Origin of the sequence: Hymenobacter terrenus (genome assembly GCF_000972495.1) — a bacterium.
GTDB lineage: Bacteria > Bacteroidota > Bacteroidia > Cytophagales > Hymenobacteraceae > Hymenobacter > Hymenobacter terrenus.
Genome location: NZ_LATM01000010.1, coordinates 145,200 through 168,132 on the forward strand (window position 1 = coordinate 145,200; position 22,933 = coordinate 168,132).

Sequence of the window (22,933 nt, forward strand, 5' to 3'; positions counted from 1 at the left end):
TGAATTCACGAACAAGCAGATTTTTTAATTATATGGAGAGCCGGGCCGGGTTCAGGCCACGTTGGCGTAAGGCAAAAGCTGAGTAAGTAAAGTCTCGTGGTCTACGGGCGAAAAAGCATCGGCTGGGTTGATAGCCAGGCGGACCACTTCACCCACCACGATGACAGCCGGCGCCCGCAATCCCGCACGGGCTGTTTTGGCAGCCAAATCAGCCACAGTACCTGTCACGATTCGAGCCGTGGGTAGCGTGCCATCCTGCACCACGGCTGCCGGCACATCCGCGCCGCCGTGCTGGCAGAATAAAGCCATGATTTCCGACAACCGACTCATTCCCATTAAAATAACGGTAGTCGTGTGCGGCGACTGGGCTGCCTCCGCCACGGCTGCCGACAGCTGGTTATTAGCGGTAGTAGCCGTCAGTACCCGAAATCCTTCACTCAGGCCGCGGTGTGTGGCCGGAATACCCAGGCTCCCTGCCGCTGCCACCGCGCTGCTGATACCGGGCACGTACTCCGTGCTCAGGCCGTACCGCTCGGCGTGCAACATTTCCTCGCGCCCCCGGCCAAATACGAACGGGTCGCCGCCCTTCAACCGCACCACGTGGCCGTGACGGTAGGCCTGCTCCACAATCAGGTCGTTGATTTCATCCTGCGTGAAGCCCTTGAAACCCCGGCGTTTGCCTACGAATATTTTGACTGTAGCTAGCCGGGCGTGGGTGAGCAGCGCCTCATTGGCTAGGGCGTCGTACAGCACCACGTCGGCCGTGGCCAGCACCCGCGCGCCCTTGAGCGTGAGCAACTCCGGGTCGCCGGGGCCGGCACCCACCACCGTCAGGCGCGGAAGGAATAGATTGGTAAGCATAAGGCAGTTGGTAGTTGTCAGCTGCTGGTAGTTAGTTCGAATTGGCAATTAACCACCAGTAATTGGCTCAGATAGAAAAGGCGGGTTCGGCCGCTACCGGCGTCGCGAAAAGGTCAGGGTTGGTTTCAGTTACTAAGCCGGCGGCCAGGGTTTCGCCCGTTTGGTCGTCAACCAGGATAAATGCGCCAGTGGCGCGGTTCTGGCGGTAATCATCCACCACTAGCGGACCAGCCGTTTTCAGCTGTACCCGCACGATGTCGTTGAGTTGGGCGGTATCAGTGCCAACACTCTCGAACGTGGCCACGTTCGTTTTGTGCACAATGGCCGTAACCGACGCTTTCACCACGGCACTGTGGTGCTGCACCAGCAGTTTGCGGCCGACTTTTAGCGGGCGCTCGTGCATCCAGCACAAGGTGGCTTCTACCTCGCGCGTCACGGCTGGGTGGGCCGTGACTGGCACAATAGTATCGCCGCGGCTCACGTCTACGTCGTCGCGCAGGCGCAATACCACAGCCTGCGGGGCCGTGGCCTCCGCTACTTCAGCCTGGTTTACTTCGATGGCCTCAATTGTCGTTTCCAGCCCCGAAGGCCAAATGCGCACTTGGTCGCCGGGGCGGTAGGTGCCGCTCTGAATGCGGCCGGCGTAACCCCGGTAATCCGGCAACTCCTCGGTTTGCGGGCGAATCACATATTGCACTTGGAAGCGGGGTTCGTTGGGATTGGCATCAGCCGGGACGGGCACGCTTTCGAGGTGTTCCAGCAGGCTGGAACCCTCGTACCAGAATAGCTGCCGCGAGGGCCGTACCACATTGTCGCCATTGAGGGCGCTCATGGGAATGGCCACTACACTGGCCAGTTTCAGCTGCTCGGTTACGGCCTGGTAGTTCGCTACAATCTCATTGAACACCGCTTCATCATGGCCCACCAAATCCATTTTGTTCACGGCTAGGACAAAGTGCTGAATCCCCAGCAGCGAGGCAATGAGTGTGTGCCGCCGGGTTTGCTCAATAACCCCCTGGCGGGCATCTACCAGCACAATGGCGAGGTCAGCATTCGAGGCCCCGGTTACCATGTTGCGGGTGTACTGCACGTGGCCCGGCGCATCAGTAATAATGAACTTTCGACGCGGCGTAGTAAAGTATTTGTGGGCCACATCGATGGTGATGCCCTGTTCGCGCTCAGCCTTCAGGCCATCAGTAAGAAGTGCCAAGTCAACTTCACCGCTGGCGTGGCGGCGCTTTTCCAGCGTAGCCAGCACATCAAGCGACACTGAGTCGCTGTCATAAAGCAGACGACCAATGAGCGTGCTTTTGCCATCGTCGACACTGCCGCAAGTGATAAATCGGAGAAGGTCCATTGTTGTGATTCTTTAGAACGTCATGCCGAGCGTAGTAGGGCGGCCAGATAGGTGTGGTATAAAATCTCTTAGAAATACCCGTTGCGCTTGCGGTCCTCCATTCCGGTTTCCGAGAGGTTATCATCGAGCCTGGTCGCGCCGCGCTCGCTCACTTTCGCCAGTAGCAAATCGGCAATGATATCGTCAATCGAGGAGGCGTCGCTCTCCACGGCGGCCGTGCAGGTCGAGTCGCCTACGGTGCGGAAACGCACGCGGCGACTCACGATTTCATCCGTGTCATCGAGGCGGAGGTGTTCGCTCAGGCCCAGGAGCTGACCGCTTGGCAGCACCACGCAGCGGCGCTCGTGCGAGAAATAGATGTCGGGCAAGGGGATGTTTTCACGCTGAATATAATTCCACACATCCAGCTCGGTCCAGTTCGAGATGGGGAACACGCGCACGTTTTCGCCCTTCTGAATGCGGCCGTTGTAGATGTTCCACAGCTCGGGGCGCTGGCGGCGTGGGTCCCACTGCCCAAACTCGTCGCGCACCGAGAAAATCCGTTCCTTAGCGCGGGCCTTCTCCTCGTCGCGCCGTGCTCCGCCGATGCAGGCATCAAACTCAAACTCCTCAATCACATCGAGCAGCGTGTAGGTCTGGAGCGGATTGCGGCTGGGGTACTTGCCGCCCGGCTCGCGCAGGCCGCGCTCCCGGATGGTGTCTTCCACCTTGCGCACTATGAGCTTTTCGCCGAGGGAAGCAGCCAGGGAATCGCGAAAATCAATAATTTCCTGAAAATTGTGGCCTGTGTCGATATGAACCAGCGGGAAAGGAAACTTGCCTGGTCGGAAGGCCTTTTCGGCTAGGCGGGTGAGAGCAATCGAGTCTTTACCGCCCGAGAACAGCAAGGCGGGGCGCTCAAACTGCCCGGCAACTTCGCGTAGAATGTGAATAGCTTCGGCTTCCAGCCGGTCCAGATAATCTAATTCAACAGTAGCCATTGGTGCGTAAAAAACGGTGGCCTGACATGCGCCGCCACGAGTTAAGATAGGTTAAGATAAAAATTTAGGCAGGTACTTGCTCTACCACGGGGTCGAAGCCCTGATGTGGGGTGGTAGCGTGCAGGCCGCATTCCTTTGCAGCTTGGTCTTCCCACCACCACCGCCCGGCCCGGAAGTCTTCGCCCGGCTTGATGGCCCGAGTACACGGCGCGCAGCCAATGCTCACAAAACCCTGCCGATGCAGCGGATTGACCGGAATGCCGTGCTCCTGCGCAAAGGCCCAGGCCTGGTCCCAGGTCCATTCAAACAGCGGGTGAACCTTGATGAGCTGGTGGCCGGCGTCCCACTCGGCCGGGTGCATGTGCTGGCGGTTGGCCGATTGCTCGGCCCGGATGCCCGTCACCCACACTTTTTGCCCTGCCAGTGCCCGTTGCAAGGGCTCCACTTTTCGGATGTGGCAGCATTCCTTCCGATTCTCAATGCTCTCGTAGAAACTGTTTGGGCCCTTTTCCTGCAACAGTTTTTCTACACTGTCACGTTGCGGCGCAAACACTTCAATGGGCTTGTTATAGCGGAGTAGCGTTTTATTCCAAGTCGAGTAGGTTTCCTGAAAATTACGGCCTGTGTCGAGCGTAAACACGCGAATGGGCAGCTCATTCTCAAGAATGAAGTGGGTGATGATTTGGTCTTCGAGGCCAAATGAGGTTGAAAAGGAGGCTTTGCCGGGGAAATGGTCCGCAATCATGGCCAGCGTATCCGGCACTGATTGGCCTACCAGGTAGCGGCGCAGGTCCTCAACCAGCCCTGCCAGGGGTAATTCCATAGGTGAAAGAGATGGGGTGTTTGCAGGCAAACACCAAGTGGCTGAAAAACCGGCTCGCAGCTACCGCACGTGCGGCCAGACCACACGCTTGGATGCAGATGCTTGCGCAGCAGCCGGCATTAGGTATTGCCTTTGCGGCAACCACAGCAAGAAGGGGAGCTTCAACAACCAGCGAAGGCCCCCGTCATACAGACGTGGGAGCCGGGCATGCAATAGCACCGCAATTGCAGAGCAAGAGCGTGGGAGGATAGCAATCGGGGGTTGGTTGAGCAGCACACGGCGACTTGTTTTTATATGGTCAGGACTTGGCACCTTGCCCGCGGTTGCGGATGGTTGCCGGCGTATCATAGAGCCTGTCTCTCCACGCCTCTGTATAAAAACAATCCTTCAAACGAGAGGAATTGATACATCAAAGGTAATTGAGGAATTTGGGAAATCCCAAAACAATAAAATCTGGCCTCTTGGTGCACGGCAACTCCATCAATTACGGCGTCGGATAAGTGAACCTCGGACAACTCGGAGTGCCCTACCGGGAAGGTTGCCTCTGAATACTAATTATCTTGTATAAGATGTCTTTTTCAGCGTAATAGTTTGACTTAATCCTAGAATAAGTCAATCGTTAAATTTAATTATCAGCAAGCTGGTGGTGACATAATAGGAGGGAAGTAGCAACCGGCTAGCTAACCCGAATTGCGGCTTAGGCGTGCAGCGGTTGTACCTCATAAGGCGACAGGTTGGTAGTGAACATCGCGCATGGAAAAATACGAAAGCCGCATAGCGGTGACAGAAACACCTAGCGCCTGTGTCACCGCCGCGCGGCTTTTAGTCTGTCTCCACTAGCCCACTGAGGACGACCGCTAGCTACGTGGTCAGGCCTTAACTTGAATTGGCTGAATGATTGGATGCAACCAACAGCGCGCCCTCCGAAACGCAATCTTGATAGGAAATGAGCATGCATGCTCATTTCCTATCAAGAAGCTTATTACAGCTGTATAAAAACCATTCGTATTCATCAAAGCCAGAACCTTCGAGCGAAAGGGCCGCCTCTATTCACGAGCAAGTATTTAAAACGAAGCTTTGCTACTCAAGCCGCCGCAGGCCTAATACTCCCGCGATAATTAAGGAAGTGTAAAATAGGTGCATCAGCGAAAAAGGCTGCTTCAAGACGACACTATCGATGATGCGCAGGCCGACTACGGCCAGGGCCATCCAAGTGGCGTAGGCTGTGGCCGTGGGAATCTGGCGCATGGCCATGGATAGAAACACAACGTTTCCAACCCCGAATGCTATGTAGCCTATCAGCGGCACCAAAGGCATCAGCCCGGCGGGGTGGGACTGGAACTGCGACCAATCGATGGTGCGAATTTTCTGTATACTGAGGCTTTTGAGGCTGTAGGTCCAGGCCACCTCAAATAGCGAGGCCACAACCAAATAAATCCAAGACATTGGCGAAAAAGTAAGTGAGCGAACTGAGCCGGGTTATGCGGGCAGTTGCGAGGCTACCGGCGTTTCAGCTGGCTTTTTACGGGTAATGGCTGTGCGCAGCCGTCGCCAAAGGGCTGGGCGCAGGTTGTAGTAACGGCGGAAAAGCGGGTAGCGTAACAACTGCTGTTCATCAAACCGCTTCACGGAAAAAACGTGTTGCAGGAAGTAGTCTTTCGGAAAATCGTAGTACAAGCCCCATTTCAACGGTTTATGACCAGGCAAGTATGCGGTACCAAAAATCCAGTCCCAAAAGGCAAACTTAGTCGAGAAATTCGCGTGAAACACTTCCTGGTGGTCGGCGTGGTGCCAGAGGTGCATCTCGGGGCCATTAATAAAGTATTGCAGCCGGCCGGATTTCACGTCAATATTGGCGTGAATGTAAATGCCCCAAACGGCGTCAATCAACGCCTTAATGGGTACAACCACAGGGTCGGCGCCGAGCAGGATGATGGGCGCAAACTCAATGGTCTGGTTGATGAGAATCTCGAGGGCATGGGAGCGGGAGCCAGCCAGCCAGTCCACCTGCTTGCCCGAATGGTGCGCCTCGTGGGTGCGCCAGAACAGGGGGCTGTGGTGCTGAAACCGATGAAACCAGTAGATATAAAAATCGTGGGTGATGACAAAAAACAGCACCTGTACCCACACCGGCCAGCCCGTCACAAAGTGGAGCTTTGAAAACTCGAAATGGCGGTCGAGTGGCAGGATGATATAATCGAAAATGATGATTTTCAGCGCATAGCTTTGCACCAAGGTGTAGAGCACCAAGTCCGTCCAGAAGCCTTCGCGGAAAAAGGGCAGCCCTTTCCGATAGGGGAACCGCCGTTCCAACAAAATAACCACGGCCACCCATGTCAGCAGGATGGCCGTGGTAACGATTTCAACGTGTTTCATATCCTCGGCATACTAATCGCGAAAAACCTTCCCGATTCAGACGCGCCCAGCCGCGTTTTGTTTGCGGCGGGCGCTACATTCTTTGGCGGCTTACTGAGCCTCCACTGGTGTAATCTCGCGCCGGAGCCGGCGCCGAGGCTCCAACTCGCTGTCGTACACGCGCTTTTGGCCGTCGCCCAGCGCCTCCTCCACGTCGCGGATGTCACGCACCAATTTGGCCATGCCACCCGGCTCTACTGAGGCTGCGTGGTCAGAACCCCACATGGCGCGGTCTAGGGTAAAATGGCGCTCGACGAAGCTAGCACCCAGGGCGACGGCGGCTACTGTAGTGGCTAGGCCGGTTTCGTGGCCGGAGTAACCGATGGGGGTGGTGGGGAACAGCGCTTGCAGGGCCGGCACCATGCGCAGGTTCAACTCCTGCGGTGGGCAGGGATAGGCCGAAGTGGAGTGGGCGATGAGCAGGTTATCAAGGCCCACCCATTCTACCGCCTGATGAATTTCATTTAGCGTCGACATGCCGGTGCTGAGCATCAGCGGGCGGCCGGTGGCGCGCACGCGGTCCAGCAGCGGCCGGTCGGTGAGGGAGGCGGAGGCCATTTTGTAGAGCACAGGCTGAAACTGCTCCATAAAATCCACCGAGGGCTCGTCCCAGCACGAGGCAAACCAGTCGATGCCCAGCGCCCGGCAGTAGTCATCAATCGCCGTGTATTCTTCTTGGCCGAACTCGGTTTTACGCTTGTAATCGATGTAACTCATGCGGCCCCAGGGGGTGTCGCGCTGCTTTTCCCACTGGTCTTTGGGCACGCAGAGCTCGGGCGTACGCTTCTGAAACTTCACCGCGTCGCAGCCGGCGCGGGCAGCCTCAGCAATGAGCTGCTTGGCCAGGTCCAGCGACCCGTTGTGGTTGATGCCGATTTCGGCAATGATGTAAGTGGGATGACCGGCCCCAATGTGCCGGCTTTTCTGGATTTCAACCGCGTTCATAAAAAGTGAAGTTAGCGTGCGAAAAAGGGTGGAAAAGGGTTTTAGCCAATCTGGCTAATGCGAGGTGTGCAGCAATTGCTGCTCGGGAAATACTGGTTGCCGGTTGTTGGCAGCAGCGCCTTGGCTGGCAATGATAAGCTCGGCCAGCTCGCGGAAACAGCCGTGGCCGCCGGGAGTGGTGCAGTGGTAGTGGGCTAATTGGCGGGCAAACTCGGTGGCATCGGCCGGGCAGGCCGCCAGCCCTACCAGTCCCATAATTTCCACGTCGTTGGTGTCGTCACCGATAAAGGCAACTTCGTCGGCCTGCAATTGCAGGCGTTGTAGGATGTCGTGTAGCCGGGCCGCTTTGTCTTTCACGCCTAGGTGCAGCTCCGTGATGCGCAGCTTCTCGGCCCGCTTGGCCACCGAAGGTGACATTTCCCCCGTCACGATGCCCGTGGCGATGCCCGCGTTGCGCAGGCGTTCCACGCCCATGCCATCACGAATCGAAAACCGTTTCATCTCCTCGCCCTGCGCCGAATAATAAACCCCATTATCAGTCAGGACGCCGTCCGAATCGGTGAGCACCAGCTTCACGCGCTGAGCTTTAGCATATAGTTCAGTAAGCTCCATGTAAGCGGCTGAATTAGTGGACATCAAAGATTGTACATTTCCCTAGCGCGCCTCATAGGGTGAAGATTATGAAATGATTACGAAAGTATTTCTCTGGTTAGGTGGTCCAAATCAAATGGCTGTCCAGCCACCGTCTACCACCAGATTAGCGCCCGTCATATAAGCCGAGGCATCGGAGGCCAGAAATACCACCGCCCCCTGGTAGTCGGTCGCGGCGGCCATGCGGCCAAGCGGTGTTTTGGCGCTGTACTGCTTGATGAAAAACTCGTCCTGACTGTTTTCCACACCGCCCGGCGACAGTGTGTTTACCCGCACGCCATCTTTGCCCCAATAAGCGGCCAGGTAGCGGGTGAAGCTGATAACCGCGCCCTTGGTGGCTGGGTAGGAAGGTGATTTATAGAACGTCTGCTCGCCCTGCGCATTGCGGTAAATGCTCTGGTCGGGGCCCACGATGCCGTAGGTGCTGGCCACGTTGATAATGCTGCCGTGCCCTTGCTGTGCCATTGGCGTACCAAAAACCTGGGCTGCCAGAAAAATACCCGTCACGTTCACTTCCAGGGACTTCTGCCAGGTGTCGAGCGGGAAATTTTCAAACTTGCTTAGGTCAGCCGCCAGCGCTGGGTTTTCAAACATGTCGTTGATGGCCGCGTTGTTCACCAGCACATCAATGTGGCCGAACTGGGCCAGAATATGGTCGCGCGCGGCGGCCAGGGACTCAGGGCTGGTCACGTCAACAGCCAGTGGCAAGTGTAGGCCGCCGGGCAGTTCGGCGGCGACGCCCGCGCAGGCTTCGGCGTTGAGGTCGGCAACTACCACATTGGCCCCAGCCAGTGCAAGTGCCGTGCAGTGCTGCCGGCCAATAAGCCCGCAAGCGCCAGTCACAATGGCTGTTTTGTTAGTAAGAGAGAATAAGTTCATGTTGTGGCGCGCAGCCTTCGCTGCGCGTATCGCCGCAACGCGGCGAATGGGGATGTTGTGCTTGTTAAGAGTTCAGAGAGTAGGGTTTGACCTGGCGGTACGCGCAGCGAAGGCTGCGCGCCACTTACAGCTTGGCTTTTGCAGGTGCCGCATTGGTCACTTTGCGGAATACCGCCTCTACCGGCTCGCCCAGCAGGCGGGCGGTTACATCCTTCGCCTCGATGGCCTCCTTCAGTAGGGGCAATACTTCGCGGTAGGCGGCCAGCGTGTGGGCCACATCCTCGTCGGTGTGCGAGAAGCACATGTTGTGGAAACCACCCCACAAAATGCCGCGCTTGAATAGCTCCTGTTGGACGAAGGCTTTTATCTCCAACGGGTTGCCGGCCGAGGCGTCGAAGATTACGATGGTGCGGCAGTCGTAGCCATAGCATTTGGTGTACTGGCTCAGGCCCAAGTCGGCGGCAATTTCATTGTAGCCATCCTTGAGCTTTTTGCCTTGCTCGGCCAAGCGGGCAGGCACGTTCTTTTCGCGCATTTCGGCGATAGTGGCCATGGCCGCGGCCATGCTCAAGGCCTCGCCGCCGAAGGTGGTGAAGAAGAAAACGTCCTGCTCGAACAGTTCCATCACATCGCGGCGACCGGTGAGCAAGGCAATGGGCATGCCGTTGGCGAATGCCTTGGAGTACACTGCCAGATCGGGCGTGATGCCAAAATACTCCTGCGCCCCGCCCACGGCCACGCGGAAGCCGGTCCACATCTCATCGAAAATAAGCAGCGTGCCGTTTTCCTTGCATAGGCGAGCCACTTCATGCAGGAAATTATCCTTGGGTGCGTCGAAAATGAACGGCTCTAGGATGACGCAGGCCACGTCTTCGTCCAGCAACGCTTTCAGCGAATCGAGGTTGTTGTAATCGAAAGCTCCGGTCAGGTCCTTTATTTCTTGCGGAATCCCTTTGTCGCGGCTAGTGGTGCCGATGTACCAGTCGTGCCAGCCGTGGTAGCCACAGCACAGCACTTTGGTGCGGCCAGTGAAAGCGCGTGACACCCGCACGGCTGCCGAACACACGTCAGCCCCCGTCTTGCTGATGCGGATGCTTTCAGCGTTGGGAATGATTTCGTGAATTAGCTCCGAAAGCTGCACTTCCAGCTCGTGCATCATCGAGAACGTGATGCCGTCCTGCAACTGCGCCCGGATGGCATCATCGACCCGTGGGTAGGCGTAGCCGAGCGAAATTGGGCCAATACCCATCTGGAAATCAATGAATTCGTTGCCATCGACATCCCAAATGTGGCTGCCTTGGCCGCGCTTCACATACTTCGGCGACACCCCTTTGGTATACTGACCGGGGCCTTTGGCCAGGGTCTGGGTCACGGGCGTCATAATGCGGCTGGCGCGGGCATATAGGGCGTCCGACTGCGTGATGTCGGGGTAATTCTCGTTGAAGGAAACGGTATTGGGCATTAGGATGGCTTTTAGAGCGGGGAAGAACACAAACTGCTGTTAAGGTCTTTCGCGGGTTATCTTATATCAATGGGGCCTGAGAAAAACGAGTAATACTAAGAGCTGAGCGGTGAAATAGTGAGTTGCTTGTGCGTTAAAAGTAGGCCCTGGCTTTTTGCAACGAATGCCGCAAAGATATTGCAACAAGAATTATCCGAGTACGATGGAAACTTTTTTTGTCTCTAAAGTTTCCATCGGATTTTCTTTCAAAGTCAGAGGAGAAAGGGCACTCCGGGCAAAGCATTAGCTACTAAAGACACTGACGTACTTGCTGCGTTTAGCCAATTAGGCGCAACAGACGCACTACTCTGCGAAATGATTTTCCATAACGGCCGGACCAGCGGAAATATTTTCCGTTGTCTCGCCCAGTGCTTCGGCAATGCGCCGGGCAATATGCTGACCAGTAAAGCCTTCGTGCTCCAGTACGGCGCTCAGGCGGCCGGGACGGTACCAGCGCTCTTCCAGTGCCAGGGGCAGCACGCGGGCCATAAGTTGGTTGCGCAGCAGCACTTCAGCCAGGATAGAGTATAGCCCGCCAGTAATGAAATGGTCCTCTACCGTGACGATGAGCGAGCCGCGGCGGACGACGTCGAGCAGGGCGGTTTCGTCCACGGGCTTGAGGCTGCGCAGGTTGATGAGGCCCACCGATTTGCCCTGAGCTTGCAACAGTTCGCGGGCCACCAGCGTTTGCTCGAACAGCATGCCGTAGGTGAGAATGGTTACGTCGGTGCCTTCGGCTACAATTTCGGCCTTGCCAATTTCGAACGGGGCGTGCTCGTAGGTGGCGGGGCGGGTATTGACGCGGACGTAAGCCGGCACGGGGGAGGCCCAGATGGCGGGCAGCATGGCGAGCATATCGGCCTCATCGGCGGGCGCAAAAACGGTCATGCCGGGGATGCCGCGCATTAGGCTAACATCCTCAATAGCTTGATGGGTAGGGCCGTTGCCGTCGGAGAGGAAGCCGGGCACGAAGCCGCTCAGCTTCACCGGCAGCTTACCGATGCCCACGTCGGTGCGGATGAATTCGAAAGCCCGCAGGGTGAGGAAGGTCGCCAGCGCATGCACTACTGGCACGCGTCCGCGCAGGGCCAGCCCGGCCGCCGCTCCTATCAGCGTTTGCTCGGTGATGCCGGTGTCGATGAAGCGCGGACCGAGTACGGCGGGTAGGTTGCGGATGAGGGCGCGGTTTTCGGCCGTCATCACCACCAGCCGGTCATCGGCGAGAGCGGTTTCCTTGATAAGTTCTTCGTAAGTCATGATGTGGTCCTAAATCGTAAAACAGTCATGTCGAGTGCAGCCGAGACATCTCGCTCGGGGCAGTAATCAGAAATTAGTGGTGGCACGCGAGATGTCTCGACTGCGCTCGACATGATGTTCTTTAATGATGATTCCTATCTTACCGTGAGGGTTTCGCTGGTCAGGTTTGTTGCTTCCTGGCTGTGCAGCTCGCGCAGTAAGTCTTCCACTTCCTCGGCCGAGAAATTGCAGAACCATCGGTCGGCCCGGGCCTCGATGCTGGGCAGGCCGCGCCCGCGCACCGTATCGCAGATGATAACCGAGGGCTTTGTGTCCGAGAAGGGGAGAGCCGAGAAAGCGTCTTCCAACTGGCTGAAATCGTGTCCGTCGATGCGGCGCACGGCGCAGCCGAATGCTTCGAACTTGGGCGCCAGTGGCTCCAGCGGAATCAGGTCTTCGGTGGCCACGTTGGCCTGGAAGTGGTTGCGGTCGACCACCAGCGTGAGGTTATTTACTTGGTGGGCACTGGCTACGAGCAGGGATTCCCACACCGTACCTTCGTTCAGCTCGCCGTCGCCGGTGATGACGATGACCTTGTTGTCCTGGCCGCGCATCCGGCAGTCCATAGCTACGCCTAAGGCCACGCTGGGCAGGTGGCCGAGCGAACCCGAATGGAATTCAACGCCCGGCACGTTCCGGTTGGGATGCCAGTAAATATGGTCGTCGGTGCTCAGGTGCTGGGCCAGGCGGTCCTTATCGAGAAAGCCAAGCTCCACGAAGGTGCCGTAGAGGGCCGGTACGTCGTGACCTTTCGATAGAAAGAGGTAGTCCCGGTTAGGGTCTTGTAGGTTGTCGGGCCGCACGTTCAGGCAGTCGGCGTAGAGGTACACCAGCAGGTCGGCGCAGGAGAGGGAGGCGCCAGTGAAGCAGCCACCGTCGGTGCTGAGGTGCACAATGTGCTCACGCACCCGTAAGGCCAGTTGCTGAAGATGCTGTTGTTTCTCGAGGTTCATAAGTATCAGTTGCTCGTTGTTTAGATGCGGTTTGCTCGTACTTGGTTGCCCGTGGCCAAAGAACTTTGCTATTACTTGGTGGTATTAACCTTTACATCAAGTAGTAACTAAATCCCCCTGGTCTGGGAGGCGTCAACGGTTTTCAACTCGTCGAGGTGGTTGCGGTACCAGTTTACGCCAGCCCATTGGGCATTGATCTGGGCGATGTCGGGACGTGCAGTTAGCAAATTCAGGATGTCGTCCAGCCCAAAGGCTGGGTTAGTGGGGTACAGCGCCTCGTAAACGGCGCTGATGAAGGCGTAGTCTTCGGGGTAGTCGATGGTCCAGCGGTGGCTCATCGAGAAGTCCTGGCCTGATTCCCACGGCACGTTGGCCAGCCGGAACCGGTCGGGGTTTTCCCAGAAGAATGGCGTGGTGTGCTCCCGCTCTAGGGGTCGCCGGGCTTCGCGCCAGGCGGTTTCCAGCACGGCGATGGGCATTATCTCCACATCGTTGCCATCGGGGAAGGTAGCGGGGTGCAGGTTACTCACGAAATCATAGTGCTCGGCATTCGCCAGGTAAAAGCCCAGTACCTGGTCAATCACGGCGGGGTCGATGAGCGGGCAGTCCGAGGGAATTTTCAGCACCACGTCGGCGCCGTAATGGCGGGCAGCCTGGTAGTGGCGGTCGAGCAAATCCAGGGCGTCGCCGCGAAAGCAGGGCAGGCCATGAGTGGCGCAGCAGTCGGCTAGGGCATCATCAGCGGCTTCGGTGGTGGTGGCCACTACCACAGTGCCGGCCAGCTGAGCGCGCTGCACCCGCTCCACCATGCGCACGAGCAAGGGCTGGCCTACCAGTGGCAGCAGCACCTTGCCGGGCAGGCGCGACGAGCCTATGCGAGCTTGCACAACGGTCAGGATTTTCGGGGCAGCCATATTGCGGTAGGCAATATTCCGTAGTCGGTAGTCAGACGGAAATATTCTGGAAAGTTGAATTAAAACAGGGAAAAATTGGTAGGCGATGCAAGACAGATGTAAAAGGAGCGCGTTAAAGGTTAAAACCAAGTGGTGGGTTTGACTTTTAACGCGCTCCTCTTAAATATCTCTAATGAACGGCTAGGGAATTGTCCGCCTCGGAAGAAGCGGTAAATGATTCGGACTGGTACTGGCGCAGGAATTCGGGCCCGCTACCCTCAAAGTGGCTGAAGCCGCGGCAGATGGCCGCGATGCGCCGCGAGGAGGTGCCACCATTCTGCCAGGGCTGCTTGCGTTTGAGGTCTTCCACGTCGAAATAAGAGTGCACCGGTTTGCCCAATATCAAGCCAACGTAAACTACGGTCGAATATTGAGTAATGAGTTCGGCGCAGTTGGCAATCATGTGGTCGGTGTTGCCATCGGTATAAATGAGGGTGCCGGGCGGGGCGTGCTCTTTGATTTCATCGACGGCCCGCGGCAGCTTTTCATTGGGGTGAAGCTTAAAAATCATCGGCCGACCAGCGGCGATACGGGCACACTCGCGGATAAACTTCGGGCGGTTTTCGGGTGTGTAGGTTTCGCGTAGGTCAGAAGTGGCCACCAGCACGTAGTCGCGGTGGGGGAAGTCGTTGTGGCGCACCCGCTCCACGTTGTCGAAGTTGGGAATGCCCGTGACAATGAGCTTATCGCGGTCGACGCCCACGTGGGCAAAGTGCTCCTTGTAGCCTTCCGAGGCCACGCAGTACACGTCGCAACAGTTGGCCAAGCCGTTGAGGGCCGTGCCGATGGCCAGGCTGGGGGCCCAGTTGAGCTTGCGGATGAGGCGCGCCCACCAGTTGAGCGGGTCGGTCATGCCTTCTTGCACAAACACGGTTTTGGTGCCCCGCACCAGCGGCCAGGGCGTGATAATGTCGGAGCAGCACACCACCAGGTCGTAGCTGTTGCCGAACTGCCGGGCCTCAAAGTCGTTGTGCAGGCCGTGTTCGGCCAAGTACTTATCGGCCTTCGCCTTGATGGGGCCCGTGACGACGGTGGGGTTCAGCCCACCCGTCCAGCACAGGAACTTGTAGAAGGGGCGCAGCCGGCCATCGTAATAAATCTGGCTGAAGAAGGGCTCAAATTCATCTTCCAGCAGCTGTGCAATCTGGTGCATCTGCGTGGTTTGGTTGGGCGAACCGATGAGAAATAGAACCTTTTTTCGGGACATGTAGGGGGATACAGTAAAGCAACCAAAGCATAAACTTACCGCTTCGTTTCCCCACAACCTAACCAGGGTACTGCGGTTTGCGCGGCTCGCCACAGGCTGATAGGGAGAACGTAGCAAGGTGCCAAGGTACTGCACAACAGGCAAAACAACGACGCCGAAATTACTCGGCTAGCCTACTTATACCGGAAAATAGTCAAGATTATCAAGATTTTATCCGGCTATGGGCGGGGAGGTTAAATAAACATTATCCACGCATTCGGGTCATCAATTAAGTAGTTTGCACGGCCGCTTGGTGCTCAGCAACAGCTGGGTCGCGGCCCAGGTGAGCATTTGGCTAACCCTACTCCGGCCAGGTTTCGGGTTACTCTACATAAGGCCCTGCCTTATTCCACCACCGGTAGGGTGAGCGTGGCGATGGTGCCGCGGCCCGGACGAGAGGTTAAATCAAACAGCCCGCCCAGCAGGGCCACCCGGTTGGAAAGCGCTGCCAGGCCAATACCCTTGGCCTGGCCCAGGGCGGTGGCCACGTCGAAGCCGCTACCATCGTCTTCCATGCTGATGTGCACGTGGTCGTCTTCGTAGACCACGTGCAGGGTGGCTTCCTCGGCACGGGAATGCTTCACCACGTTGTTCAGCAGCTCCTGCACCATGCGGTACACGGCCACCGTGAGCACCTTGGGCAGAGGGCATTGCAAGCCGCTGAGGTACAGTTGCAGGCGCAGCTTTTCGGGCGGGATGCTTTGAGCTAGCTTGTGTAAGGCCGCGGCCAGCCCAAAATCCTCCAGGATTCTGGGCGTAAGCTCGAACGATACGTTGCGGGTAGCTTTAATGGCCTCTTCCAATAGCTCCATGGCCCCATGGGTTTTTTCGCCTTCGCTCAGACGCAACTTGGTGGCATAGAGCAGCTGCCCTACGCCGTTGTGCAGGGCTTCGGCAATGCGTTCGCGCTCCACTTCCTGGGCCATGAGCACCATGCGAAATATTTCGCGCTGCTGCTCGGCCTTAATGCGGGCCGCGTTGGCATGCAGACGATTGCGGCTCGTCACGTCGCGTAGCATGAGCAGGCCGCCGGCACCACCAGCGCCGTCCTCATTGGGCAGAGAAATGGCCGTTACTTCAAACTCGACGGCGGGCACAGCCCAGGTAAAAGGCTGATGGAAACGTGGCCGGCTGCTGCCGTGCAACAGGTCGGTGATGATTTCGCCCGGCACTGAGGCTTGGCCGAACGGCAGGCAGGCAAATACATCTTGCCCGAGGGCATCGGCTTCGGCCAGGCCGGTGAGGGCTTCCATCACCCGGTTCCAGGCCGTGAGGCGCCCCGTGCGGTCGAAGGCCAATACCCCATCTACGTAGTGGTCGAGCAGGCTTTTGGTGAATCTCTGCTCTTTACTCAGTCGAAATCTCATTTGCTCGGATTCCGTCACATCGATGGCAAAGATGACACCCTGCTGCCGCTGCTGGTCGAAAAAGCCGTAATTCTGGAAATAAACCGGCTGGCCAAGCACTTCAATCAAGCCGATGAAGCTGACGGCCTCGCCCGCGAGCAGGCGGCGAACGGGCTCGGTGAGGTTGGGGAAAGTATCGTAAACGGATTTCCCAACCAAGCCGCTGGAGTCGGTGATGCCCAGGCGCTGCCGCCCCGCGCCGGCTAACTCCAGGAACTGGCCCGTGGGCGAGAGGCGCGCAAACAGCATGGGCATATTGTCGAGGAGCTCCTGTAGCTGGCGGTTGCGATAGTCCAGCTCGGCCACAGCCAAGTACCGGGGCGTTACGTCCCGGATGAGGCCAATCAGGCATTCGGGCTGACCCTGCGCGTTGTACTGCACCTTGCCGTGCGCAGCCAGATGGTGCACCGAGCCATCGGGCCACTGCACGCGGTGCTCGATGTCGAGCGACTGCCCTCGTGTCACGGTGGCCCGCAGGGCCCGTTGCATGGGCAGTACATCGTCGGGGTGCAGGGCCGTTTGCAGCACCTCAAAGGAGGTCGGGTTGGGGTCGTGGGGCCGGCCGAAGCACGCCTGAGCCTGGGCGTCCCATTCCAGGGTGTTAGTGGCCATCGTCCACACCCATACCCCGGTGCCCGAGGCGGCCAGGGCCAGGTGCAGGCGTTCCTCGCTGTGCTGGCGCCGCTCCATTTCCTGGCTCAGGGCCGTGGCGTCCATCACAGCCAGCTGAGCAGTGGGCGGGCCATCGGTACTGTTGCACAGCTGGCCGCTAAGGTTTGCCACAAACCGGGTGCCAGCGTGCGTTTGCATGTGCAGCTCCACTGTGTGTCGTAGTTGGCTGCCGAAGATATTGGCCAAAAAAGCCTCAAACTCCTTTTGACTGTCTGGGGCCACGAAGAGCAAAAAGCGCCGGCCGGTGAGGCGGGCGCCCGTGCTGCCTAGCAAGCGGCTGGCGCGCTCATTAAGCTGCGCAATGCAGCCATCGGCCCCCAGCGTAAAAAGCGCCACGGGCGCGAAGTCGTAAAGATGGTCGTACTGAGTCCGGGCTGTTTCGCTGGCGGCCCGCTCGGCGTCGGCGTCGGCTTGCGCGGCCCGCAGTGCCTCGTACTGCATTGCCAGCTCCAGCTGGTTTACTTGCAACTCCCGCACCAGCTCCGGCACCGCCGCCAGAGTAGAAGCGTCGAGCGGTTTGGGAGGGATGCTGAGCCCGGCCGCCCGCTCACGGAGGCGCTGCCGGGCTTGGGCAGAGAGCGAAGAATCGGCAGGTAAGGGCATGGCGACGCGGGATGGGCGGCTGCGACTACTTAATCAACCCATCGGACAGCGCCAGCTTGACAAGTGCCGCTGTATTTTTGGCCTGGGTCTTTTCGAGGAGGTTCTGGCGGTGGGTTTCCACGGTGCGCTTGCTGGTGAAAAGGCGCTCGGCGATTTCGGCGTTGGTGAGGCCCTCGCTAATTAGCTGCAGAACCTCCATTTCCCGCTTGGATAGCAGCTGGGTGCGTTTGGGCTCGGCCAGGCCCCCGCTGTTGTTCCAGTCCAAAACCTTATACAGCATGCTGAGGCCAACTTCGGAGCATAAAAAGCGTTTCCCGTCCATCACCTGCCGGATGGCGTACACGATTTCCTCCTTGCCGGCGCTCTTGAGCACGTAGCCGCGGGCGCCAGCGTCGAGCATACGACCAATGTATAGCTCCTCGGCCAGCATGGACAGCGCCAATACGCGCACTTCCGGATACTCCTCCCGCAGGCGGAGCGTGGTTTCATAACCGTCCATCACGGGCATATTGATGTCTACCAAAATCAGGTCGACGGGAATATCGGGAAGCTGGTCGAGCAGTTCCTGGCCGTTACCGGCCGTGCCTACAACTTGCAGAGCGGGCTCGCGCTCCAGCAAGGAACGAATACCGTCACGAACAATAGGATGGTCATCAACTAGAATGATGCGAATCATAACAAATACAGAAAATGTGGGGCATTAAAAGCCTTTCAACAAAAGCGCCAAATAACTCTAGTAACGTTTCTCGCCTGGCAAAGAGAGTAGACATATGAGGAAATATACGTAGTTATCAAGGCTAAATCCGTATTATAAGCACCGGCAAATCCGTATTAAATTGGGGATTTTTGCTAGAGACGGCGGGTACTTTTGCCAGTCAGCTCCGTTTGCGGCCGGTTGAAGGCGTTCTATACGAGGTATTCAGCCCGAAGCTTCGAATGAACACCTAATTGTATTTCAACAAAGCCGCTCCGGGGGATTACGTTCGCCCTCATGCTCCGTCATTATGATAATAGCTTCTCTGCCAGACGTTGATGGTAGTAGATGCACGCTCACGTTTGACGAGAGCGAGCGGTGGCTGCGGGCCACCTGGCGCGGCTTCGTTGACATGCACGAAGCCGTGCACGGAGCCAGCGTTTACTTGCATACCCTGACCGAGCTGCATTGCCCGTACCTGCTCAACGATAACGTGGCTCTGCGCGGCCCCTGGTTCGATTCGATTGAGTGGCTGGCGCAGGTATGGATGCCCCAAGCCGAGCGCATGGGGCTGCGTTATATAGCTCACGTGGTGCAGGCCGACTGTTTGTTCGACGTGGTGACGGCCAGCATCAACCGCCGGGAGTTAGGCAGTCTGGAACTGCAGATATTTCAGCATTTGCCCGAAGCCGAAGCGTGGCTCCGTGACTGCCAGCGCATTGCCCTGGACTGCTGAATAAGCCCCAAAAACAGCCTGGGCTGCCCCCTGCGGAAAAGCAGTAGCCCAGCCTAAACTGTGAGCACAATCTGTACTGGTTCTTAGAACTATCTATGCAGCGCGGCCGGGTTAAGCTCACCCCCGGTTCCTCTCCAAGAGAGAGCGAAGCTTGATGACCAGTACTCCACCCGAAAAGCCACTCTAGGTTGAGGGCAGCAGGAAGGTCGGACCTTGAAAATCTTCGGCGGGCAGCAGAGTGAGCACGTTCTGCACGCCACTTTCGGCCAGCTGCGCCAGTACATAAGCCGACATGCCGCACCAGTAGCATACGGTGCCCGCTGCCCGCGCGCGGGTGTCGGCCTGTAGCAGCGCCCGCTGGCCCAGCACCGAAAGCGACTGGAGCTGCTGGCAGTCTATCCATAGCTGGGCGGTGCGGGCCACCAGCATGCGTTGGGTGGCTTGGACAAGTTAATCGGCATCGGCGGGCGTAGAGCAGCTGCCACGCAGGCTCAGCCCCATGCAGCCCTGGTAGCCACCTAGTTGGATGGTAAGCATTTCCATAAGCGGAAGTAGCGGTTTGGGGATGTGGAAGGGCAACGAAACTTCATAAGTAGCGACCAGCGGTCTGCTGCCAGTAGCGTCGCATCGCCAGTAAGTGCGCGGTTTTACCCCACTTCGTGCGCTGCCAAGAGGGTATAGAAGGAGACGAGGATGTCGCAAGCAGTGGAGTAAGGCTTGTCGTGTACTTGCATCTTCCACCCCCGGAGAGGGTTCGTCGGGCAGGGCCAGCCAGTAGGCAAACACCGTGGGCGATAGCCGGGCCGCCATAAAGTTCGGTGAGCAGATGGCCCCGCGCCTCCAATAAAAAGCGCTTGAACTCCGGTACGGAACGGGCCGCGGCCAAGCCGCGCGCTTCGGCATGGGTCCGCTGGGTAATGGGCAGGGTGGCCAGCCAGGCGGCAAAATCGGCGGCGGTAGCTACTACCTTCTGGGCTTCGCGGTAGTAGAGGTAGGTCGCAAAGGCAACGTCGCCAAGCGCCCCGTAAGGGACGGCAAAATCAGTGTTGGTGTTCATCTGGGTAAATGATAACAGCCGCTGTATTGCCGGGCACATCACTCTGCCAAGCCGCCTCACGATGAGACTAGCACAAAGTTCCGGTGGGGTTTTTCACAGTTTCTCCCTGCAAATACGGGTTGTGCTTGAGCTGCGTACTTAAAGAATTTTCCGCATAAATCGCGGCGTTAAACAGCCTTGGGTGAGGCTAAGCATGCCGGCCAGTCACCTGCTCTGGTTGGGGCATCTCATATTTTATTCGAACTAGCCCGAGCGAGCTTATTTTTGGGGTTGCCATGAACGACCCGGAAATCCGCGCCTTGCTCTATCCACTGCTCACGGGCGGCGTGCACGTTGATGAGCTGCCCACCGGTACCACTCGCGCCGACGTGGTGCACATCACCCCCGATTTTATGCATGGCTACGAGGTGAAAGGCGACGGCGATACCTTGCAGCGCGTTGGCAACCAGCTGCGCTGCTACGGCGAAGTTTATGATTTCGTGACCTTCGTTGTCACTGAAAAGCATCTGGCTAAGCTACTGCCTTTGCTGCCGGAGTGGGTGGGCGTGCTGGTGGCCTCAGCCAATGGCCTGCGTGCCCACCGCGCCGCCGGCTACAATGCCACCGTGGAGCGCGCGCCGCTGGCCAAGCTCCTGTTGCTGGAAGAGGTGAAGCAGTTTCTGCTGGCGCGGGGCTTGGCGGGTGCCAGCACATTGCGGAGCCGTGAAATCAGCCATTTCCTGCGCACTACACGCACAGTACCGCTCGCCAGCCTGGCGCAGTACGTGCGCGACCGGCTCATGGCGCGCCTGCCAGAGCGCCTGCTCATGCGGGCCGAGCGTAAGGCGGAGCGCGAGCGCCTGCCACCTCGCAAGAAGCCGAAAGCCAAGCGGAAACGGCCGGCTCCGAGCAAAAAAGCCCGCGCTGTGTAGCAGCGCGGGCTTTACCTTGGGGATGGGGAAGCTGGCTAGAAAACCAGCGTCATAATAGAGTGCGCGGCGGCCGTAGCTGTAGCACCCTGGCCCGAAACCCAGAGCTGGAAGTCCAGCGGTTTGTCGGTCTGGTTCATCACCACCACGGCTACGGTACCGTCGGGGTTGCGGAAGGCGGTTGTTTGTAGCGCGTCACGGTTGGCAGAGCTGATAATGCGCTTGGCGCCGGGGCGAATGAACTTCGCGAAATGGCCGATGTAATAATAGGCGTTGGTGTAGATGAGCTTGCCGGCCTTGGTGTCGGCGATGATGGGGGCGAAGCAGAAGTTGCCCACGTGGTTGGGGCCCCCGGTTTCGTCGAGCAGCACGTTCCAGTCGGTCCAGCCCACGGTGCCAGCGTTGAAGTCGCCAATCATCGACATGCCGTACCGCTCGCCCAGCGCCCAGTCGGTTACGCGGTCCAGACTGAATTTCTCGACGCAGCCCTCGGTAAAGAGCAGGTTTTTGTCGGGGTAGGTTTCGTGCACGCGCTTCACGTTGTCGAAGAGCATAGCGCTGCCGGTCCAGGTTTCGTACCAGTGGTAGCCGATGCCCCAGACGTACTTGGCAGCCTGTGGGTCGTCGAGCACGGTGCTGGCGCGCTGATATACCAGGTCGCGGTTGTGGTCCCAGGCAATGAGTTTTTTGTTGCCCAGGCCACCTTTTTCCAGCGTCGGGCCGAGGTAGGCCTTGATGAAGTCGCGCTCATCCTCAGCCGTGAAAATGCAGGACTCCCACTTTTGAATGGCCATTGGCTCGTTCTGCACCGACAGTCCCCATACCGGGATGCCCAGCAGCTCGTAGGTCTTGATAAATTTTACGTAGTAGTTGGCCCAGGCCTGGCGGTATTGAGGCAGCAGCTTGCCACCGTGGAGGATGTCGCCGGTGGTCTTCATCCAGCCCGGTGGGCTCCAGGGGCTCACAAACAGGGTGAGCTTGCCGCCAGCCGCCGCTATGGCTTGCTTAATGAACGGAATGCGAAACTGCTCGTCGTGCTTCACGCTGAAGGTCTTCAGCGCTTCGTCCTTATCAGCTACGTACGTGTAGCTGTCACTCGAAAAGTCGCTGCTGTGGATGGGCGTGCGGGCCAGCGTGTAGCCAATGCCGTCTTTGGGGCTGTAATAAGCCCGCAGAAACTCCTGCTGCTGCGGCTTCGGCAGCTTGGCAAAGGTTTCGGCCGCGGCATCAGTCAACGCCCCGCCGATGCCTAGCATGGTCTGAAACGTGTGGCCAGGGTCTACAAATACACATATTTGGGTTTCCAGTGGCTGCTCGGCGGGTTGAAACACAAGGTCGGCTGTGGGCGACAGGCGCTGGGCCGTATTAGCCGTCGTGGCGTACACTTTAGCCTTTTTGCCGGCCGCCGAATAGAGGGCCGCGCGGGTGGATTTGCTGGCTTTTTGGGCTGCTGCGTTGCTGAAGCCAAGGGCCGACAGCAGCAACAAGGGAAGAAGTTGTTTGGACATGTCAGGCAAATTAAGCTTACGCAGAACATAATTCCACCATGTGCTGCACTGCTCATAACAAGGCCTCCAAGCTATTTCCGCCAGTGGGTAGCCTTGCGGAGGTTGCCGGGGAGTAGGGGAGCAGGCGCGTCGCCCACATTAGCAGGCATTGCGCTGCTTCCCGAGTTGCACCCCCGTGCGCCGAAGAGATACCCTCATGGCCGTCTAATAAAATCAGAGGTCACCCGGAAATTTATTAGACCCTGAATATTGGGCCACTCTCACCGGGGCAGGCGCCACGAAGCCTGTCGGCGCTACCCAAGTCCCCAAGCAAAAGGAAGCGTATCAAAAAAGTCCGTCCTGCTTCAGCCGCGCGGACGCTAGCTAAACAGGACGGGTATTTGTATTTGGCCCAAGGGCCGTATTTACTCGACGGTGAGGCGCTGGGAGCGTCGTCCGTCCTTGGTGTGAGCATGCAGGGTGTAGATGCCGGGGGGCAGGCTCGTGAGC

At 58.0% G+C, this 22,933-nt stretch carries 21 protein-coding genes and 1 riboswitch; of the genes, 2 read left to right on the plus strand and 19 right to left on the minus strand.

Annotated elements, in window-relative coordinates; all coding sequences use genetic code 11:
- Positions 1 to 51 precede the first annotated feature (51 nt).
- The 16 genes from cobA to WX88_RS14465 all read right to left on the minus strand — a co-directional run bounded on the left by cobA (position 52) and on the right by WX88_RS14465 (position 18,217).
- Positions 52 to 861, minus strand: a complete 810-nt coding sequence (gene cobA, locus WX88_RS14390; RefSeq protein WP_046245120.1) for a uroporphyrinogen-III C-methyltransferase — start codon at positions 859 to 861, stop codon at positions 52 to 54.
- A 67-nt stretch (positions 862 to 928) separates the two neighbouring features.
- Positions 929 to 2,218, minus strand: a complete 1,290-nt coding sequence (locus WX88_RS14395; RefSeq protein WP_046245073.1) for a sulfate adenylyltransferase subunit 1 — start codon at positions 2,216 to 2,218, stop codon at positions 929 to 931.
- Between the two features lie 68 nt (positions 2,219 to 2,286).
- Entirely contained in the window at positions 2,287 to 3,198 is a 912-nt protein-coding gene (cysD, locus tag WX88_RS14400) for a sulfate adenylyltransferase subunit CysD (protein ID WP_046245074.1), read from the minus strand.
- A 64-nt stretch (positions 3,199 to 3,262) separates the two neighbouring features.
- Positions 3,263 to 4,021, minus strand: a complete 759-nt coding sequence (locus WX88_RS14405) for a phosphoadenylyl-sulfate reductase (protein ID WP_046245075.1) — start codon at positions 4,019 to 4,021, stop codon at positions 3,263 to 3,265.
- A 287-nt stretch (positions 4,022 to 4,308) separates the two neighbouring features.
- A riboswitch (SAM riboswitch) is annotated at positions 4,309 to 4,401 on the minus strand.
- 700 nt (positions 4,402 to 5,101) lie between these two features.
- A complete protein-coding gene (locus WX88_RS14410; RefSeq protein ID WP_046245076.1) occupies positions 5,102 to 5,467 on the minus strand; it encodes a DMT family transporter in 366 nt (121 codons plus the stop codon).
- 33 nt (positions 5,468 to 5,500) lie between these two features.
- Positions 5,501 to 6,397, minus strand: a complete 897-nt coding sequence (locus tag WX88_RS14415) for a sterol desaturase family protein (protein WP_046245077.1) — start codon at positions 6,395 to 6,397, stop codon at positions 5,501 to 5,503.
- Positions 6,398 to 6,487: 90 nt separating this feature from the next.
- A complete protein-coding gene (locus WX88_RS14420; protein WP_046245078.1) occupies positions 6,488 to 7,381 on the minus strand; it encodes an N-acetylneuraminate synthase family protein in 894 nt (297 codons plus the stop codon).
- Between the two features lie 54 nt (positions 7,382 to 7,435).
- Positions 7,436 to 8,017 carry a KdsC family phosphatase gene (locus tag WX88_RS14425; RefSeq protein ID WP_046245079.1) on the minus strand — a complete coding sequence of 194 codons (582 nt, stop codon included), beginning with the start codon at positions 8,015 to 8,017 and terminating at the stop codon, positions 7,436 to 7,438.
- 87 nt (positions 8,018 to 8,104) lie between these two features.
- Entirely contained in the window at positions 8,105 to 8,911 is an 807-nt protein-coding gene (locus WX88_RS14430; RefSeq protein ID WP_046245080.1) for an SDR family oxidoreductase, read from the minus strand.
- Between the two features lie 124 nt (positions 8,912 to 9,035).
- The gene (locus WX88_RS14435; RefSeq protein ID WP_046245081.1) at positions 9,036 to 10,373 is read right to left on the minus strand and encodes an aminotransferase class III-fold pyridoxal phosphate-dependent enzyme; all 1,338 of its coding nucleotides are present in this window, start codon (positions 10,371 to 10,373) and stop codon (positions 9,036 to 9,038) included.
- A gap of 342 nt (positions 10,374 to 10,715) precedes the next feature.
- Positions 10,716 to 11,669, minus strand: coding sequence for a transketolase family protein (locus WX88_RS14440; RefSeq protein ID WP_046245082.1), 954 nt, complete (start codon positions 11,667 to 11,669; stop codon positions 10,716 to 10,718).
- A gap of 134 nt (positions 11,670 to 11,803) precedes the next feature.
- Positions 11,804 to 12,661, minus strand: coding sequence for a transketolase (locus WX88_RS14445; RefSeq protein ID WP_046245083.1), 858 nt, complete (start codon positions 12,659 to 12,661; stop codon positions 11,804 to 11,806).
- A gap of 107 nt (positions 12,662 to 12,768) precedes the next feature.
- A complete protein-coding gene (locus WX88_RS14450; RefSeq protein WP_046245084.1) occupies positions 12,769 to 13,575 on the minus strand; it encodes a cytidylyltransferase domain-containing protein in 807 nt (268 codons plus the stop codon).
- A 169-nt stretch (positions 13,576 to 13,744) separates the two neighbouring features.
- Positions 13,745 to 14,821, minus strand: coding sequence for a glycosyltransferase family protein (locus WX88_RS14455; RefSeq protein WP_046245085.1), 1,077 nt, complete (start codon positions 14,819 to 14,821; stop codon positions 13,745 to 13,747).
- A gap of 383 nt (positions 14,822 to 15,204) precedes the next feature.
- Entirely contained in the window at positions 15,205 to 17,541 is a 2,337-nt protein-coding gene (locus WX88_RS14460; RefSeq protein WP_046245086.1) for a sensor histidine kinase, read from the minus strand.
- 25 nt (positions 17,542 to 17,566) lie between these two features.
- Positions 17,567 to 18,217, minus strand: a complete 651-nt coding sequence (locus tag WX88_RS14465) for a response regulator transcription factor (RefSeq protein ID WP_046245087.1) — start codon at positions 18,215 to 18,217, stop codon at positions 17,567 to 17,569.
- A 328-nt stretch (positions 18,218 to 18,545) separates the two neighbouring features.
- On the opposite strand from WX88_RS14465, the gene WX88_RS14470 reads away from it, so the two are divergent.
- Positions 18,546 to 18,971, plus strand: a complete 426-nt coding sequence (locus WX88_RS14470; RefSeq protein WP_156176142.1) for a hypothetical protein — start codon at positions 18,546 to 18,548, stop codon at positions 18,969 to 18,971.
- A 183-nt stretch (positions 18,972 to 19,154) separates the two neighbouring features.
- Here WX88_RS14470 and WX88_RS14475 read toward each other — a convergent pair whose 3' ends face one another.
- Both WX88_RS14475 and WX88_RS14480 read right to left on the minus strand, forming a co-directional pair.
- On the minus strand, positions 19,155 to 19,394 hold the full coding sequence (locus tag WX88_RS14475; RefSeq protein ID WP_197076792.1) for an STAS domain-containing protein: 240 nt from the start codon (positions 19,392 to 19,394) through the stop codon (positions 19,155 to 19,157).
- Between the two features lie 163 nt (positions 19,395 to 19,557).
- On the minus strand, positions 19,558 to 20,028 hold the full coding sequence (locus tag WX88_RS14480) for a hypothetical protein (protein ID WP_046245090.1): 471 nt from the start codon (positions 20,026 to 20,028) through the stop codon (positions 19,558 to 19,560).
- Positions 20,029 to 20,303: 275 nt separating this feature from the next.
- On the opposite strand from WX88_RS14480, the gene WX88_RS27715 reads away from it, so the two are divergent.
- Positions 20,304 to 20,939 carry a sce7726 family protein gene (locus WX88_RS27715; protein ID WP_052732702.1) on the plus strand — a complete coding sequence of 212 codons (636 nt, stop codon included), beginning with the start codon at positions 20,304 to 20,306 and terminating at the stop codon, positions 20,937 to 20,939.
- A gap of 35 nt (positions 20,940 to 20,974) precedes the next feature.
- Here the strand turns inward: WX88_RS27715 and WX88_RS14490 are convergent, their stop codons facing one another.
- Entirely contained in the window at positions 20,975 to 22,444 is a 1,470-nt protein-coding gene (locus tag WX88_RS14490) for a glycoside hydrolase family 30 protein (protein WP_046245091.1), read from the minus strand.
- Positions 22,445 to 22,933 lie beyond the last annotated feature (489 nt).